The organism is Paenibacillus sp. IHBB 10380, from assembly GCF_000949425.1.
Lineage (GTDB): Bacteria > Bacillota > Bacilli > Paenibacillales > Paenibacillaceae > Paenibacillus_AQ.
In genome coordinates this window covers 2,455,934-2,471,506 of sequence record NZ_CP010976.1, presented here as the reverse complement: position 1 = coordinate 2,471,506, position 15,573 = coordinate 2,455,934, and the positions used below count along the sequence as shown (strand labels likewise).

The window sequence follows — 15,573 nt, the reverse complement described above, 5'->3', positions numbered from 1 at the left end:
AAATCATAACGGATCTGATTACAAGATTCTAAACCTCTCGGAAGGGAGAGATAGTGTATTGACGAGAAACTAAGAGAAGTATGTACCCTAAAAATTAAAGCGCTTTAATTACATGAAAAGGGGCTAAAAAATGAGATCAACGAAGAAAATAAAAAATAATTGGAGTAAAGCGGCCCTTCTATTAATGGTTCTCATGCTGATTCCATGGCCATTACAGGGCGCTACATATGCCGAGAGGACGAAAGTAGATTCAGCGGATTCGTCTGGAACAGTCTTAGCCGAATGGAATTTCAATAACGAGGGAGAGAAGGGTATCCACCTTGCTACTGGCGGTCAATATCAATCATCCTCCATTCTTCAGAACATAGGTGGTAGTTTCGAAAATTACGATAAAGAAAAGAAAGAAATCAGCTACCAAGGCTGGGATAACGGTGAAGGCAAGAAGTATTGGTTGGCGACAGTTTCTACGTCAAGCTATGAAGATATTAGTTTGTCTTCCGAACAAAACTCATCCGGTTCAGGTCCGAACGATTTCAAAGTGCAGGTTAGCACGGATCGTTCCACATGGACCGATGTGCTGAGCGGCACCGTTAAGATGAATACATCATCCAGCTACGACTGTCCGGCGGGTACCTGTAAGCTTGACAAGCTTCCGCTTCCGAATGCAGACGACAAGGAGCTGTTGTACATTCGTTGGCTGGTCAACTCGAACAGTGCTACCAACGCTAAAGAGAATCCATCAGGCATAGGCGGAGGAGGATCTAGTAGAATCCGGAACATTCATGTGACAGGCGTGCCTATTTCTGGCATTAATCCCGTTCATTCTACAATTGATCTAATGCATCTTCCCGGCGATAAAGAGGAGAAGGTGTCGGTAACCGATCCGTTTATGGTCAAATTTAACAAAGGGGTTACATTAGTGCCAGATCAAGCTATTACTGTCGTAGATGAAAAGAATCAGACAGCTCCCGGCTTGAAGATCGAAGTGAAAGACGACATACTGCGGGTCGAACATGACGCATTGTCTTACGGTAAAAGCTACACGGTTTCGATTCCAAAAGCGGCGATTCAAGGCGAAGATGGTGTACCACTCGTTCGAGATATCCGTTGGAACTTTACAGCGCAGGCTTCACCATTTATGCCAAGGCTTATTAATATGGCCTTTAATGGTGACCCGAAGACGAGCATCGCTTTTGCATGGTATACGGACGTCACGACCGATACGAAGGTGCAGGTCGTTGAGGCTACCCAGATTCAAGGAAATGAATTTCCGAATGATAATGTAATTGAGTATACCGGTCTTGCAGATGAAATTTCTACTTATATGAGTGAGAAGGACAGAGAAACTGGGGATAAAACGACGTTCCTCAGCCATAAAGTGACTGCGGATCATTTAAAGCCTGGAACAGATTATAAATTCCGGGTCGGGAACGGCTCCGAATGGAGCTCAATCGGATCCTTCATGACGGATATGGCTACTCCTCAGCCATACCGGTTTATTGTCGGGTCCGACTCGCAGGCTTCGAGCGAATCAGAGTTCGAGCCATGGGCGGATACGTTCAAGAAGGCGTATGAACATATCGGCAAACCCAAATTTCTCATTAGTGCCGGCGATTTGGTCGATAATGGTGATCTGGAAGAGCAATGGCAGTGGATGCTCGGCCTGGCTCAGGAGCATTTATTGAAGGTACCTTTTGTGCCAGTACTGGGTGGACACGAGATCTCAGACTGGGACGGGGATGCGACAACTCCGAACAATAACTTCTACAATCACTTCAACTTGCCCCGTAAAGTGGTAGATGCTACGCACGACGGCTCCGTTTATTCGTATGAGTACGGCGATGGGCTGTATATGGTGTTCAACTCGCAATTTGACGGGAAGGTTAATGAGGATGGAAGTGCCGTCGATTGGGACGATGACAAGAAGGAACAATTCTGGAATCAAGTGAAGTGGATGCAAAATACGGTGGCAAAGACCGATAAGAAGTGGAAATTCGTTATGTTCCACAAATCCCCTTATGCAGCTGGTGATAATTCGGCTCAATGGGAGGGCGAGCGCGTTGAATTTTACAAGAAGAATCTGATTCCCGTCTTTGACGAACTTGGAATCGATATGGTATTTGAGGCTCATGATCACATGTATATGAGGTCTTTTCAGATGTACAACGACAAGGTTATCGATCCTGATGATTTAGAGAAAGATGGTGATGGTAACGTCATCAATCCCAAAGGAACGGTTTATCTCATGTCGAATGCCTTTGGCAATAAGTTCTATTATAAGAATAACCAATATCAGATTGGAAAAGACGGAGAACCTGAAGAGATCAAGGATAAGGACGGCAACGCTATTCCTTACGATGATTACTTTGCGGCAATCGACGAACAACCTGAGAAGAAAATGTTTACCGATGTGTCCCTTTCGGACCAGGTTCTGAAATTTGATGCTATGACTGCAGCTGTAGAGGACGAAGGAAAGGATGGCTATGGAGAAGATGGTCTGAAGGTATACGATCATTACGGAATTAAGCGAACAGACACCAAGCCAGACCCAGTAGAAGAGGTCAAGGTTGAGCTACAGAGCAACAAGGCGATACTTACCTGGAACGTACCATCGTCCAGTAAAGAGCCAGTAAGAGGGTTCCGAATATATGAGAAGGATGACAAAATCAGCAAGCATTGGAGCACATATGTAGCTGTTAATCCGGATACGAAGCAATATAGCTTAACAATTAAGAATTTGAATCCGGCTATTCAATACAATCTGATCATTAAAGCCGTTGGTATCAGAGATAATTCAGATAAAGTAGAAGTCAGCACACTGAAAGATCCAACGGCAAATGAACCACCTTCTGCTCCGACTCAGTTAAAAGGCAAAGTGATTTCTCCTTTCCAAATTGATCTGTCCTGGAAAGCATCAACAGGTAAAAGTGCTACGGGTTACCATGTATACCGTAGCGAGGTTCTCGCTGGAACAACCAAAGAAACGTCCTTTAATGATATTGGTTTGGAGCCGAATACGGAATATAAGTATACGGTCAAGGCAGTGAATGAGAGCAGCGTTGAATCGATAGCCACTGACGAGATCAGGTTGAAGACGAAGTCCTCTTACATAGGGACGGATACTCAGAAGCCCTTCCCGCAGCATACTGTCACTGCGGCAGGCTCAATCAAGCCGAATCATCAGCCACAGTCACAAATCGATGCTACCGTGGCTCGCTTGTATGATGAATGGAAGAAGAAGTATTTGAAAAAGAATCCGTATCTTAAAGTAACGGCTCCTTCTCAGTACTATGTATGGTATGCGGATGGAGATTGGTTTGAGAAAGAGCATGACGATGAACTAAATGTTGATTATGATTCTATAACCGTTTCTGAAGCCCATGGATACGGTATGTTGATTACTGCTAACATGGCAGGACACGATCCAGAAGCTAAGTCTTATTTTAATGGATTATACCGTTATTTCAGGGCTCATCCCAGCGGTATTAATCCTGATCTAATGGCTTGGAAGCAGGGAGATACAGGCCGGGCTATCGTGGATGTCAGCGGTGTTGACTCCGCTACAGATGGGGATATGGATATCGCTTATGCCTTACTGCTTGCAGACAGCCAGTGGGGAAGTAACGGCGAAATTAATTATTTGGCAGAAGCCAAAAAAGTGATCAATGCCATTATGAAGAATGACGTCAATCATTCCGATTGGACGTTGAAATTGGCGGATTGGGTCGATGATAGTGATCCTAAATACGGCAGCGCGACACGCCCATCTGACTTTATGCTGCAACACCTGAAGGATTTCCGCAACGTGACGGGTGATCGTAATTGGGATCGCGTGATCGACAAAACGTATTCGATCAGCCAGGAATTATACAATAAATTTAGTCCTAATGCTGGACTTCTCCCCGATTTTGTGGTGAAGAAAGACGGTAAATACGTTCCTGCGGAGCCGAAGTTTCTAGAATCGGAAACGGATGGCGACTATAGCTATAATTCTTCCCGCACGCCTTGGCGCATCGGCACGGATTATCTCCTGACAGGAGACAACCGGGCTAAGGAGCAATTGAACAAGCTCACCAAGTGGATCCGTCAGCAGACAAAGGATGATCCGAGCCAAATCAAAGCAGGTTATAAGCTGGACGGTTCAGCGGCATTGGAGGAATATGGGGACACTGCATTTTCTGCTCCAATGATGGTCGGTGCGATGCTGGATGCAGGCAACCAAAATTGGCTTAACGGTTTGTGGGATTACAATGCAGGGCTCTCTACGAGTGAGGATGTTTACTTTGGTAATACGCTCCGTTTGTTAAGTATGATCGTTGTATCGGGCAATTGGTGGACGCCGACTATCGTGGATGCCGAGGCGCCGACGGAAGCGACGATTGAAAAGGCAGAAGTGAAATCAGATATGAGCGTTGAGCTTAAATGGACGCCTTCTTCTGACAATATGGGAGTTGTGGGATATAAGATTTATCGTAATAATGCTGTCATGGATACGACGGTGAGAACGGAATATCGGGATAGCCATTTAATGCCGAATACGACGTATCAATATTTTGTCGTCGCTTACGATGCGGCTGGTAACATGTCCAAAATTAGCAATATTAGAATCGTATCGACTCCTTCCTCTACAGGCAGTGGCACAGGTAATGGGGGATCGGAAAGCGGAAGTACGAACAACGGAAGCACGGGCAACGCGGACAAGGGAACCACGGGTCAATCTGATAATGGCTCAACATCGGATCCTGTTACGGATGGGCCTAAGCAACCTGAAGTTCGGTCATTCCATGATGTAGATGCACGTTTCGATTGGGCGAAGACCGCTATTGAGCAACTAGCAGTTAAAGGTATCATCCATGGGACATCGGATCAAACATTCGGACCTGGGCAAAAGATGAGAAGAGCGGATTTCGTTTTGCTCTTAGTGAGAGCCTTTGACTTGAAAGCTGAAGCCGATGCCAACTTTAAGGATGTTGCTCCAGAATCCTATTATTATGAAGCATTGAGAGTCGCCAAGAAGATCGGACTTGTTACTGGAACGGGAGGAGATCAATTTGATCCTAAATCGCCTATATCCAGGCAAGATATGATGGTGCTGTTGACCAGAGCGTTAAAATTGGCAGGTAAATCGAACATCGAAGCGTCATCCGATCTCAGCAGTTTCTCCGACGCAGCGAAGGTGGCTGAATATGCCAAGGATAGCGTTGCTATATTGGTCAAGGAAGAGATCGTTCAAGGTGACGGCAACGCACTTCATCCTGAACAGATGGCGACAAGAGCAGAGGCGGCGGTTCTTGTCTATCGTGTCATCCTAAAATACCTTTAAATTCATAGTAGAAGTTCATTGGGAGATAAACACGAGACACAAATTTCCTGAGGTATATATGTGAGCTAGAAAGAACCCGGGCTTAGGCCTCGGGTTCTTTCTAGCGCTACAGTGATAAGGTCAGCGATTGTATGTGGAGTCTGGGTACGTAATTGGCAGAAACAATAATTGATGTCCTGATATGATTGGATTAAAATGGTATAATAGTCAGGTGTAATATAAGAGCTATTAAATGAATGACCTCTTTTTGTACAATTATTTATCGGACACGTTGGGATGGATAAGTCTCTTCATAACTTCGGATAACAATGAATAATTCCCATGTAGTAACGGATTAACTTACGAAACATTCTATGTTCATCCAGACCCTTTAATCATCAGGAATACGCAATGTTATATGACAGAACGGAGGAAACATTATTGACATCGCAGTATATTTAACCGACCCATCTACGAAATTTATTATTAACAATCTTTATCCACTATATTTGCATGATTTATCAGAGATATGGGGATGGCTGCCCAATAAATATGGAGTATATGAAGAGGATGGAACGCAGACTCTAAACGAACAGAATAAAGTCTTCGACATATGGTGGGAGAAGCCTTCCATACTATTTCCATATTTAATAAAAGTAAATGAAATTCCCGCTGGTTTTGCATTAGTAGCAACACCACCCTATACACCTCATGGTAGCGATTACTATTTGAATGAATTCTTTTTATTACGACCCTTTAGAGGTAAGGGTATCGCAGAAAATGCAGCGAAAGAAGTTTTTAATAATCATATGGGCAGTTGGGAGCTACAGACCAATCCCACTGAAGCTAATGTAAGAGCACAAAACTTTTGGAAAAAAACCATTAAAGGGTATGCTGGCGATACGTATAAAGAGGAATGCGGTGAAACAACTAATGATGGTCTTAAGTTGATTTTTAGATTTAATAATAACTCAAAAGAATGAATTCATAAGCATTTCAAATTTCCGTCGTATAACTCTGCTATAAGACGAATGAAGGGACTAAGAAATGATTAAATCGATCATATTTGATTTGGATGGAACCTTGTTAGATCGTAATAAATCCTTGCTTAATTTTGTAAACGATCAGTTCGATCGGATGATTAAAGATGTTCAATATGTTAATAAACAAACGTTCCTAAATAGATTTATTGAACTAGATAGTCGTGGATATGTATGGAAAGATAGGGTGTACCAAGAGCTTGTAAAGGAATTTGGTTTATTACTCGATTGGAATGATTTGCTATCTGATTACAAGATTGGCTTTTCTTCCTGTGTAACTGCTTTTCCCAATACTATTGAAATATTAGAAAGACTGAAACAAAAGGGATATAGGCTAGGAATGATTACTAATGGATTTGGAGATTTTCAAGCTAGTAATATTCAAGCATTAGGGATTAAAGAGTATTTTGAAGTGATTCTAATATCTGAATTAGAAGGACTAAGAAAACCTGATCCGGCAATATTTCTTAGGGCTATTGAGATGATGAATTTACTTCCAGAAGAATGTGTTTATGTAGGAGATCATCCAACCAATGATGTAATGGCGAGCAAGGATGCTGGCATGAGAGGAATTTGGAAAGAGGATATATACTATAAAGATTTATTCGAATACGATGAAATAGTAAGGGATTTAATAGAGATTGAAGAAATAATAGAACAATGGAATTTGAAAGTGACTCTATGAAATTGTGTTCATGAGAGGGGAATCACTTGATGGAAAGATATAAGAAACCTATGGGTAAACAACTGATTTATGAATCTTATGATAGATTACTGAATTCATGGGGGATCGAATTTGAAGAGAGAAAGATCGAAACTACCTACGGTCAGACACATATTATTACTGCAGGTGACCGATTAAATCCTTCATTACTACTCTTTCATGGGACAGCTGATAATTCAGCAATGATGTGGATTTATAATGTTAAAGAATTGGCAGAAAAATTCTATGTTATTGCAGTTGATGCTATTGGAGGTTCAGGAAAAAGTGAACCTAATGAAAATTATGATAACAATTTCGATTCATTATTATGGATAGATGAGATATTAAATGCATTTGAAATATATGAAACAAATATCGCTGGGGTTTCATATGGTGCATATTTAGCCTATTACTATACAATAAAGAGATCCAATAAAGTGAACAAAGTGGTATGTTTGGCAGGAAGAATTCCCTCAAGTCAGTTCGAAGTTATATCCAAAATGGTGGCTGCCTTTTTGCCGGAGGCTTTATTCCCATCTGAAAAAAATTGTGTGAAATTATTAAGGAAATTGAGCGGCTCCAATTATTCTGTGTTTGGAGAAAATGAAGAGTTAATGAAACATTGGTACTATTTATTGAAGTATTTTAACAACAAATCAATGAGACAGCACAAGATAGTCATCATTGATAATGATGAGTTAACTATTCTAAAAGATAAGGCATTATTTTTGATAGGAGAATTCGATAAGTTAACAAATTATCCAAAGGCAATAGCAAAATTAAAAGAGAATAAGATGTATTACAAGATGATAAGTGACACAGGTCATGCAATTAATCACGAACAGGCAGAGATTATCAACAAGGAAATCATAAACTTTTTAGTATAAGAGGGTAGAGATGGAAATAAGGATATCTATTTAGGAAAGGACATATCATAATGATCATATCAAAAGCCCATAAATCAGAACTCAAAGAAATTCTAGATCTTCAATACATAGCTTATAGAAGTGAAGCTGAAATTTATAATGATAATAATATACAACCGCTTACACAGAATATTGAAGAGTTAGAGCAGGAATATGAGAATCACATTATTTTAAAAGCAGTCATTGATGATATAATTGTGGGCTCAATAAGAGCAATCGAAGATACCGGCATATGTAAAGTAAGCAAACTTATTGTTAACCCCAATTACCAGAATCAAGGGATAGGAACTAAACTTATGGAATGCATTGAATATATGTTTAACCATACTAAAAGATTTGAACTATTTACAGGACATAAAAGCGTTAGGAATTTATATCTTTACAACAAATTAGGATATAAAACATATAGAATGGAAGTAATAAGTAAAAATTTAACATTAATATACATGTATAAGGAATGATAAGGATGGTAATTATTCCAACAATATCATTTTTGATCTATCAATTTTCACAGTCAGATATTAGATGGAAGTAGCCAATCAATTTGAAGGGGACGTGAATTCTCTTCGTTAGATATGAAAAGAGCAACTAATCGATCCCTAAAGGGTCAACCAGTTGCTCTTTATTAATTACTAAACTAAACGGTAATCGTCTATTTTCTCTCCGTCTTCCCAAACTTCTACAAACAGAGCAGCGCAATTATCAAAATCCTCCGTCTTCAGCGCGAGAGCTTTTTCCTCGTCTTCGCCTACATACACATTCTCCATCTCTTCCTCGTTAAACGAGAGAATGACATATAATTTCATCTCACATATCCTCCAATAATTTTTATATTTAGCATTATAACATATCTGCGTTGTCTTTTATGTTCAGAGATGAGTGCCTTTGATTTAAAAAGTAAGAAAGGGTGTGATTGCATGAGAAACAAATTGACTATTGACGATGATAATCATTATCAATAAAATAGAGAAGAGTAACAAAGTATAGCTCATAGCTATAATTAGAAATGCTCAATCTAGCCATTGGATGGAGAAAGACGGTGGAAATGATGCATACGAATCGATTGAATTCCCTAGATCAACTTTGGTTTAAATTGCGAAATGCACAAAAATTAACGAGTCACGGTAGAAGTACAAATTTCAAATTTCCCGCGGATTCATCATATATGTTGTTTGTCCTAACTGAGGGGAATGGAAAGTTTACAACAGTACACGGAGAACAGTCCATCACGGAACGCTCGGTCTATGTATCCGCTCCTGGAGAGAATCTATCATTCTTAACGGACGAATATACGGATGCAGAATTATTTGTATTTCAATTTGATATAAAAGAAGATACAGATTCAGTGACTGAAGAGAGTATTCCTGAAGGTTCCAGTAAGCCTACGTTTCCTTATCTAAGCAAGTTATTGAAAATTCCAGCAGTCTCGCTTGCAGTCATATGTAATGCTGCTTATCTTAGTTCATTCGGAGAGAATGGGCTTGAGCGATTTCGAAGCCAGTATATATTTCAAGAACTGCTTCATCGGCTGTTTAATGAGTTAATGGGAGAGGGGAATAATGAATTGGACACAGCTCTTGAGCAGACACGGATGTATATAGAGCAGCATTATCGTGAGCCACTTTCTGTTAAAAGACTGGCTGGGGTGTCCAAGATCAGTCCGCGTCATCTTGTTCGTATGTTTAAGAACAAATTTGAGATTACGCCTATGGAATATGTTCAATTGCTGCGGCTCGATTAGGATTTTTTGACTCAGGTATAAGAAATAGTCTTGCAAGAGCGTTTTCCTTGTTATAATGATTAAATGAACAATAACATATCAATATAGTAAGGGGGATTATCATGCAGGTACTATTACTGCTTGGAAGCATCAATATGGTTATTTCGGTGATTCTAGGTGCATTTGGAGCTCATGCGCTCAAGAAACGACTATCCGCGGATATGTCCGCAGTCTATCAGACGGCTGTTCAATATCAAATGGCTCATGCGCTGGGCTTGATTCTTGTTGGACTCTTGGGCAATACTACGGCTATTCAGGGTTCTCTTATACAAACAGCGGGATGGTTTCTATTTGCTGGGATTGTCTTATTTTGTGGCAGTCTATATGTGCTAAGCCTCACAGGTGTGAAAAAGCTTGGGGCGATCACCCCAATTGGTGGACTTGCTTTTATCGTAGGTTGGATATTGGTTAGTGTTTCCGTTATTCAAGGATAATTAATAATCAATTAGGAATGATGTAGATGCGAGCTAGAATAATTTATATTGTTGCTGTTATCATTACAATGATTTTGGGCATAAGTTCAAGAGCATTTACGGACATCTTACCAGGCATTGTGTCCAGACACTTTGGAGATGCACTATGGGCATGTATGATTTATTTGGGCGTTCGCGCATTGCTGATACATAAGAAGCTAGCATTAGCTGTTCTAATCAGCCTAATGTTCTGCTATGCTATCGAGTTCAGTCAGCTGTATCAAGCAGATTGGATCAATGACATCAGAAGTTCTTTATTAGGTTCGTTAATTCTGGGAAGAGGATTCCTATTCGTAGATTTACTGAGATACACAGTTGGCATTGGGGTGTGTTATTTAATTGATCGAAGTGTGATGAGACGAACTCGTAATGATCATTAATAGAAAAAGAGACAGCCAAAGCTGCCTCTTTTTGCCCTTTGTTTCCTTGTCCATTCGATAAACGATGTTATTTTGATACGATTGATTACGAAACTTTTTTAATTAATTTGATTCCATTGCTGATGCCAGTTACAATCCAGCCGCTAGGAATAGGAGAGTTTTCTAGAACAGAATGCATGCTGCCGATGGGAGCGCCGTTGAGATTTACAATATTTTGTGTTTTTCCGTCATAGGTGGTAAACGCCCAGCCATACGGAACGGCTTGATTGGTAAGGATAGTTTTTTTTGCATTGTAAGGAGCGCCGTTCAAATTAACAATGTATTTATGGGTGTTGCCATCGAGTACATAAGCGACCCACCCTACATTGGAATTATCGCTGATAGCAACTCTCTTGATATCACCATAGGATTGGGTCGATATTAAAGAATGATTCGGGGCTTCGCTGGACTGGGCCAGTGCAACGACTGGCATTGCGGATAAGATTAACGCACCTAATGCCGCCACGACCGCGGTATTTTTGAATAATGATTTCATTCTATAAGCCTCCCAAAAAGTTATGTATTTCATTTCCATACTATATCATTTTGGAGTATTAGTAAATCATTACCATGTAAAAAATTGATATACCTACGCTTTATGGAAGGGAATAGAAAAAGGGCTGTTGCTAGATGATTTCTTCAAAAACATTACGGGCATCCAGCAGTCACGAATTCCGTTAGTGCCTTATTCAAATATTCACGACGTATTGATGAGAGAGTTATGTAGTAACCGAAGAGAAGCCTACAGCCCATGTAGGTTCTTTTTGTGTAGAAATTTGTAACTATTGGCGTCCTGTCCAATCTATTGATCTCTACTTAGCATATGAATATAGTGGTGATCACAATGTAATGAGAGGGGGTGACCATAGTGCTTATACAACGGCATGTCCTAGCCTCAGGATCTTCATTTGCAACGCCGTATTTTGTCATAGAGGGAGACAAGACAGGCCCCAACTTCATGATTGTCTCTGGTATTCATGGGAATGAAGTAGGAAGCATTGCGGCAGCACATAAACTTGTTGATGATTTCAAAAAAGGTAAATTACGTATTAATGAAGGCAGACTGATCATCGTTCCTATTGTAAATAAAAAAGCTTATGAGAAACGGATCAGAGGTATTCCGGATCTGAACCGTACTTTTCCAAAGAAGGCAAATAAGTCAGCTACTCATTCTTTAGCAGCATCTTTATTTAAGTTGGCTACAAGGTACAAGCCCTCATGGTATTTAGATCTTCATGAAGCCAATGGATTATCTCAATTAAATTCAAAGGTACTCGGTCAGACGCTGATCACGAATCCCAAGAGCTTGAGTAAACCAGCTATAAGACGAATTATGAATAGAGTCAATGGGAAGACTCAAGTGAAATCACACCATTTTAACCTTCGTTTACATGAATTGCCGGGGTCCTCACGTACTGCTGTAGCTCGAATTCTATGTGCGAAGTCCATAACAGTTGAAACATGTTGGAGTCTAAAACGATCGACTCGTGTGAAGTATCAGGTAGATATAGCTTGTAGTTTCTTAAGAGAAGCAGGCTTAATGAATAAGTAAGGATTAAGGTGAATTAAGAAGCCTTGGGTAGCGCTTATCTAATGCCTTTTTGTGTATCTATGTAATCTATGTATATTAGAATCTTAGAAATCCATATGAATCATACGCTGAACGGTTGCCAAAGTAAAATTCGAATTGGAGGGTTATTCTTCGTGTTTTGACTGAAAATGAACGTGGAAACGAATACATATGGCTTATGCTTTGATTTACTATATGAATTCTACGTTATGCTAGTATTTTTAACATTTATAAGAGAAAATGAGAAATAAAGAGATGGATGCAGTAAATCGAAGATAAGTGATGAATTAGTTTCCCTAAATGTCCTACATTGCCTTATTTGAATCCACACCATTCTTTACAGAAATAAACGTCGAGGGTATGATTCATCTCATCAGTACAACAAACAAAGTTTTCCATTTAGAATCGCTGAATTTCCTTGTTATGTAAGGGAAATGGGGGAACCAATAAATTGATGATGCATAAGCGGTGTGAGAGCCGTCTCATGTATCATCTGGGGTGAATCCTATTACGAATATCATGAAATTCGTAATAGGTAGGGCGACTCTCACCGCCCGAATCCGACAGCTAACCTCGTAAGCGTTGGAATGCAGTTGCTTTTCCTTTTGGTACTAAGGAAACAGCGCTGCTCTTATATGAGAGAGGATGATGGAGCGTGTGATCGTATTTCGACCACAGGGCTTAGACCTCTGTGGTTTTTTACTGTGTTTTTTATCGCTGAGTCCTTGAATAGAAAAGGAACGGGGGAACCAACGGAAGTGATGATCCTTATAATTGATCATGACTTCAAGGGGTGAATCTCGGGGCAAGTAAGCTTGCTCCCGAGTAGGGCGACTCTCACGCCCGAATCCGACAGCTAACCTCGTAAGCGTATTGAGAGAGGCAACAATTTTCGTGAATAAGACAGGGTCTTTGACCTGCCTTAAGAAGCCACGGGATGAGTTCTTCTCTGCCCCGAGGCTTTCTTTTTGTTGTCTTCTCTTTCTAATTAATAGGAGGAGAATCACATGAAAGTACAACAAGATTTGATGATCGTATCCGCTCCAAATTTAATAGGAGAAGCTTTTATCCGTCAATTAATGAGATACAAGATCCCGTTCGCCGCTATAACGAACAATAAAGTGGAGAGAGAGCGGATGAAGAAAATGGGCGTAGAGAAAACCCTCATGGTCGGTACTACGGATGAACGTACATGGGTCATCCCGGAGTTCTCAGTGGGTAAAATCATTTTATTTGAAAGCAGTTTGAATCTAAGCTGCCGGTATTTACGAATATGTCGCACATGGACCTCAGAGCCCATTTATATTATTACTCATTCGAGCAATCCAAGATCGATCTACAAAGGGCTTGGAGCAAGTTATGTGATTCATACGCACAGTCAAGATGCTTCGTTTCTAGTCTCTATGTTAGTTGATAAATAACAATTGAAGTTTGGGAGGGATTTACATGCTAGATCTGTACATGGTGTTAATTCTGGCAGGAGCCTACGCTTTGTTTACTGGATTTTTATCTTGGTGTGGAAGTGTGGTCCGAGAAGCGGAGGGCGATGGACAATGATAGTTGTTTCAGTATTAACAGTGTTTATATTTCTTTATTTGATCTATGCGTTGATTAACCCAGAAAAATTCTAAAGCTTCAAATCTAAGGAGGAAGTAATCACTCATGGGCATTCTACAAATTGCTATCGTTATCCTGGTCTTGGTGTTACTCGTCAAGCCGTTGGGTACTTACCTGTACAACGTATTTCAGAATGAAAGCAACAAAACAGATAAATGGTTCTCCTTTGTGGAGAGACCGATATTTTCCTTAATTGGTTTGAAGGAACGCAAGGGAATGACTTGGAAAAGGTACGCATTTAGCTTTATCTTAACGAATATTGTGCTGGTTATCGTCAGCTATCTCATTCTCCGAATGCAGAAATTTCTGCCGTTTAATCCGAATAATATTGACAACATGGAGCCGACTTTGACCTTCAACACGGTCATTAGCTTCATGACGAATACGAACTTACAACATTACAGCGGAGAAAGCGGTCTGTCATACTTTTCGCAAATGGCCGTGATCATGATGATGATGTTCACATCCGCGGCGACGGGATTGTGTGTGGCGATTGCGTTTATACGAGCTATTACGAGCAAGGGTGAAACCATCGGTAACTTTTTTGAGGATTTCGTGAAGGCAATTATACGTGTGTTCCTTCCAATAGCATTTGTGGTTACAATGCTGCTTGTAGCGCTTCAAGTTCCACAAACCTTGCAACCCATGTTATCGGTGACAGGGCTTGATGGACAAGGACAGCAAATTGCCATCGGACCGGTTGCTTCATTAGAGTCCATTAAACACTTGGGGACGAATGGTGGTGGATTCTTCGGCGTAAACTCGGCACATCCGTTTGAGAACCCCAATCCACTTACGAATGTAGTTGAGATATTATCCATGTGGTCATTGGCTGCTGCTTTGCCTTATACATTCGGTTTGTTTGCCAAAAACAAGAAGCAAGGTTGGGTTATTTTTTCGGCGATGATGATTTTATTTATGGTGTTCTTGTCTTTGGTCTATGTATCAGAGTCTAACGGTAACCCAGCACTGAACCGATTGGGTACTGATTCTTCACAAGGTAGTATGGAAGGGAAAGAGGTACGATTTGGCGTTGCCCAATCCGCGCTCTTCACCACGGTGACAACAGCGGCGACTACAGGTTCGGTGAACAACATGCATGATACATTGACACCACTTGGTGGGATCACACCGCTTGCATTAATGATGCTAAACTGCGTGTTCGGGGGAAAAGGCGTAGGCATTGTGAACATGCTGATGTATGCCATCTTGGCTGTTTTTCTCGCTGGATTGATGGTCGGACGTACGCCTGAGTTCTTAGGACGAAAAATTGAGGCTAGAGAGATGAAGCTTATAGCTATCGCCATCTTGGCCCATCCGTTGATTATCTTGGCTCCAACAGCCATTGCGCTGATGACAGAGGTTGGTAAAGTGGCGATAACAAACCCATCTTTCCATGGTATTTCTCAGGTGTTGTATGAATACACGTCTTCTGCGGCGAACAATGGCTCCGGTTTTGAGGGTCTCGGTGATAACACGGCATTTTGGAATATTTCTACGGGTGTTGTCATGTTATTAGGTCGTTATATTTCGATGATTGCACTCCTTGCTGTAGCAGGTTCTCTGTCACGTAAGAAATGGGTTCCAGAAACGATTGGGACGTTACGTACGGATAATGGTTTATTCGTTGGTATTCTCATTGGTACGGTCTTGATCATTGGTGCATTGACATTCCTGCCGGCGATTGTGCTTGGTCCTATTGCTGAGCATTTAACGAACCGTTAAAGAAAAGGTGGAACATAG

The 15,573-nt window shown here is 40.8% G+C and carries 14 protein-coding genes and 2 riboswitches; of the genes, 12 read left to right on the top strand and 2 right to left on the bottom strand.

The genetic code is table 11. The annotated features are described in order from the left end of the window. Window positions 1-130: 130 nt before the first annotated feature. The 5 genes from UB51_RS10630 (at window position 131) to UB51_RS10610 (ending at window position 8,432) form a co-directional block, all read left to right on the top strand. Complete coding sequence (locus UB51_RS10630) at window positions 131-5,323, top strand: glycosyl hydrolase family 8 (RefSeq protein WP_234405602.1); 5,193 nt, start codon at window positions 131-133, stop codon at window positions 5,321-5,323. A 419-nt stretch (window positions 5,324-5,742) separates the two neighbouring features. Then, complete coding sequence (locus UB51_RS10625; RefSeq protein WP_044877275.1) at window positions 5,743-6,285, top strand: GNAT family N-acetyltransferase; 543 nt, start codon at window positions 5,743-5,745, stop codon at window positions 6,283-6,285. A 64-nt stretch (window positions 6,286-6,349) separates the two neighbouring features. Then, window positions 6,350-7,027 carry an HAD family hydrolase gene (locus UB51_RS10620; protein WP_044877274.1) on the top strand — a complete coding sequence of 226 codons (678 nt, stop codon included), beginning with the start codon at window positions 6,350-6,352 and terminating at the stop codon, window positions 7,025-7,027. Window positions 7,028-7,056: 29 nt separating this feature from the next. Then, complete coding sequence (locus tag UB51_RS10615) at window positions 7,057-7,932, top strand: alpha/beta fold hydrolase (RefSeq protein ID WP_044877273.1); 876 nt, start codon at window positions 7,057-7,059, stop codon at window positions 7,930-7,932. 50 nt (window positions 7,933-7,982) lie between these two features. Beyond that, entirely contained in the window at window positions 7,983-8,432 is a 450-nt protein-coding gene (locus UB51_RS10610; protein ID WP_044877272.1) for a GNAT family N-acetyltransferase, read from the top strand. 171 nt (window positions 8,433-8,603) lie between these two features. Here the strand turns inward: UB51_RS10610 and UB51_RS28495 are convergent, their stop codons facing one another. Beyond that, window positions 8,604-8,777, bottom strand: a complete 174-nt coding sequence (locus tag UB51_RS28495) for a hypothetical protein (RefSeq protein ID WP_199925003.1) — start codon at window positions 8,775-8,777, stop codon at window positions 8,604-8,606. A 239-nt stretch (window positions 8,778-9,016) separates the two neighbouring features. Between UB51_RS28495 and UB51_RS10605 the strand changes: the two genes are divergently transcribed. The 3 genes from UB51_RS10605 to UB51_RS10595 all read left to right on the top strand — a co-directional run bounded on the left by UB51_RS10605 (window position 9,017) and on the right by UB51_RS10595 (window position 10,604). Then, window positions 9,017-9,712, top strand: a complete 696-nt coding sequence (locus UB51_RS10605; protein ID WP_234405650.1) for an AraC family transcriptional regulator — start codon at window positions 9,017-9,019, stop codon at window positions 9,710-9,712. Window positions 9,713-9,813: 101 nt separating this feature from the next. Beyond that, window positions 9,814-10,185 (top strand): DUF423 domain-containing protein, encoded by a 372-nt coding sequence (locus UB51_RS10600; protein WP_044877270.1) that lies wholly within the window; start codon window positions 9,814-9,816, stop codon window positions 10,183-10,185. 26 nt (window positions 10,186-10,211) lie between these two features. Continuing rightward, window positions 10,212-10,604, top strand: a complete 393-nt coding sequence (locus UB51_RS10595) for a ribosomal maturation YjgA family protein (protein WP_044877269.1) — start codon at window positions 10,212-10,214, stop codon at window positions 10,602-10,604. 85 nt (window positions 10,605-10,689) lie between these two features. On the opposite strand, the gene UB51_RS10590 is transcribed toward UB51_RS10595, so the two are convergent. Further along, window positions 10,690-11,139 carry a hypothetical protein gene (locus UB51_RS10590; protein WP_044877268.1) on the bottom strand — a complete coding sequence of 150 codons (450 nt, stop codon included), beginning with the start codon at window positions 11,137-11,139 and terminating at the stop codon, window positions 10,690-10,692. A gap of 372 nt (window positions 11,140-11,511) precedes the next feature. On the opposite strand from UB51_RS10590, the gene UB51_RS10585 reads away from it, so the two are divergent. From UB51_RS10585 to kdpA, 4 genes are all read left to right on the top strand, one after another. Then, window positions 11,512-12,195, top strand: coding sequence for a succinylglutamate desuccinylase/aspartoacylase family protein (locus UB51_RS10585; protein ID WP_044877267.1), 684 nt, complete (start codon window positions 11,512-11,514; stop codon window positions 12,193-12,195). Window positions 12,196-12,609: 414 nt separating this feature from the next. After that, window positions 12,610-12,810, top strand: a riboswitch (cyclic di-AMP (ydaO/yuaA leader). 108 nt (window positions 12,811-12,918) lie between these two features. Continuing rightward, window positions 12,919-13,100: riboswitch (cyclic di-AMP (ydaO/yuaA leader) on the top strand. A gap of 120 nt (window positions 13,101-13,220) precedes the next feature. After that, window positions 13,221-13,634 (top strand): hypothetical protein, encoded by a 414-nt coding sequence (locus UB51_RS10580; RefSeq protein WP_044877266.1) that lies wholly within the window; start codon window positions 13,221-13,223, stop codon window positions 13,632-13,634. 132 nt (window positions 13,635-13,766) lie between these two features. Next, the gene (kdpF, locus tag UB51_RS29690) at window positions 13,767-13,844 is read left to right on the top strand and encodes a K(+)-transporting ATPase subunit F (RefSeq protein WP_144407104.1); all 78 of its coding nucleotides are present in this window, start codon (window positions 13,767-13,769) and stop codon (window positions 13,842-13,844) included. 31 nt (window positions 13,845-13,875) lie between these two features. Continuing rightward, complete coding sequence (kdpA, locus tag UB51_RS10575) at window positions 13,876-15,555, top strand: potassium-transporting ATPase subunit KdpA (protein WP_044877265.1); 1,680 nt, start codon at window positions 13,876-13,878, stop codon at window positions 15,553-15,555. Window positions 15,556-15,573: the final 18 nt, after the last annotated feature.

Bases quoted from the DNA above. Each gene is read 5' to 3' on its own strand.
- UB51_RS10630 (WP_234405602.1), top strand. From the start codon at position 131: ATGAGATCAACGAAGAAAATAAAAAATAATTGGAGTAAAGCGGCCCTT.
- UB51_RS10620 (WP_044877274.1), top strand. From the start codon at position 6,350: ATGATTAAATCGATCATATTTGATTTGGATGGAACCTTGTTAGATCGT.
- UB51_RS10615 (WP_044877273.1), top strand. From the start codon at position 7,057: ATGGAAAGATATAAGAAACCTATGGGTAAACAACTGATTTATGAATCT.
- UB51_RS10610 (WP_044877272.1), top strand. From the start codon at position 7,983: ATGATCATATCAAAAGCCCATAAATCAGAACTCAAAGAAATTCTAGAT.
- UB51_RS28495 (WP_199925003.1), bottom strand. From the start codon at position 8,777: ATGAAATTATATGTCATTCTCTCGTTTAACGAGGAAGAGATGGAGAAT.
- UB51_RS10605 (WP_234405650.1), top strand. From the start codon at position 9,017: ATGATGCATACGAATCGATTGAATTCCCTAGATCAACTTTGGTTTAAA.
- UB51_RS10600 (WP_044877270.1), top strand. From the start codon at position 9,814: ATGCAGGTACTATTACTGCTTGGAAGCATCAATATGGTTATTTCGGTG.
- UB51_RS10595 (WP_044877269.1), top strand. From the start codon at position 10,212: ATGCGAGCTAGAATAATTTATATTGTTGCTGTTATCATTACAATGATT.
- UB51_RS10590 (WP_044877268.1), bottom strand. From the start codon at position 11,139: ATGAAATCATTATTCAAAAATACCGCGGTCGTGGCGGCATTAGGTGCG.
- UB51_RS10580 (WP_044877266.1), top strand. From the start codon at position 13,221: ATGAAAGTACAACAAGATTTGATGATCGTATCCGCTCCAAATTTAATA.
- kdpF (WP_144407104.1), top strand. From the start codon at position 13,767: ATGATAGTTGTTTCAGTATTAACAGTGTTTATATTTCTTTATTTGATC.
- kdpA (WP_044877265.1), top strand. From the start codon at position 13,876: ATGGGCATTCTACAAATTGCTATCGTTATCCTGGTCTTGGTGTTACTC.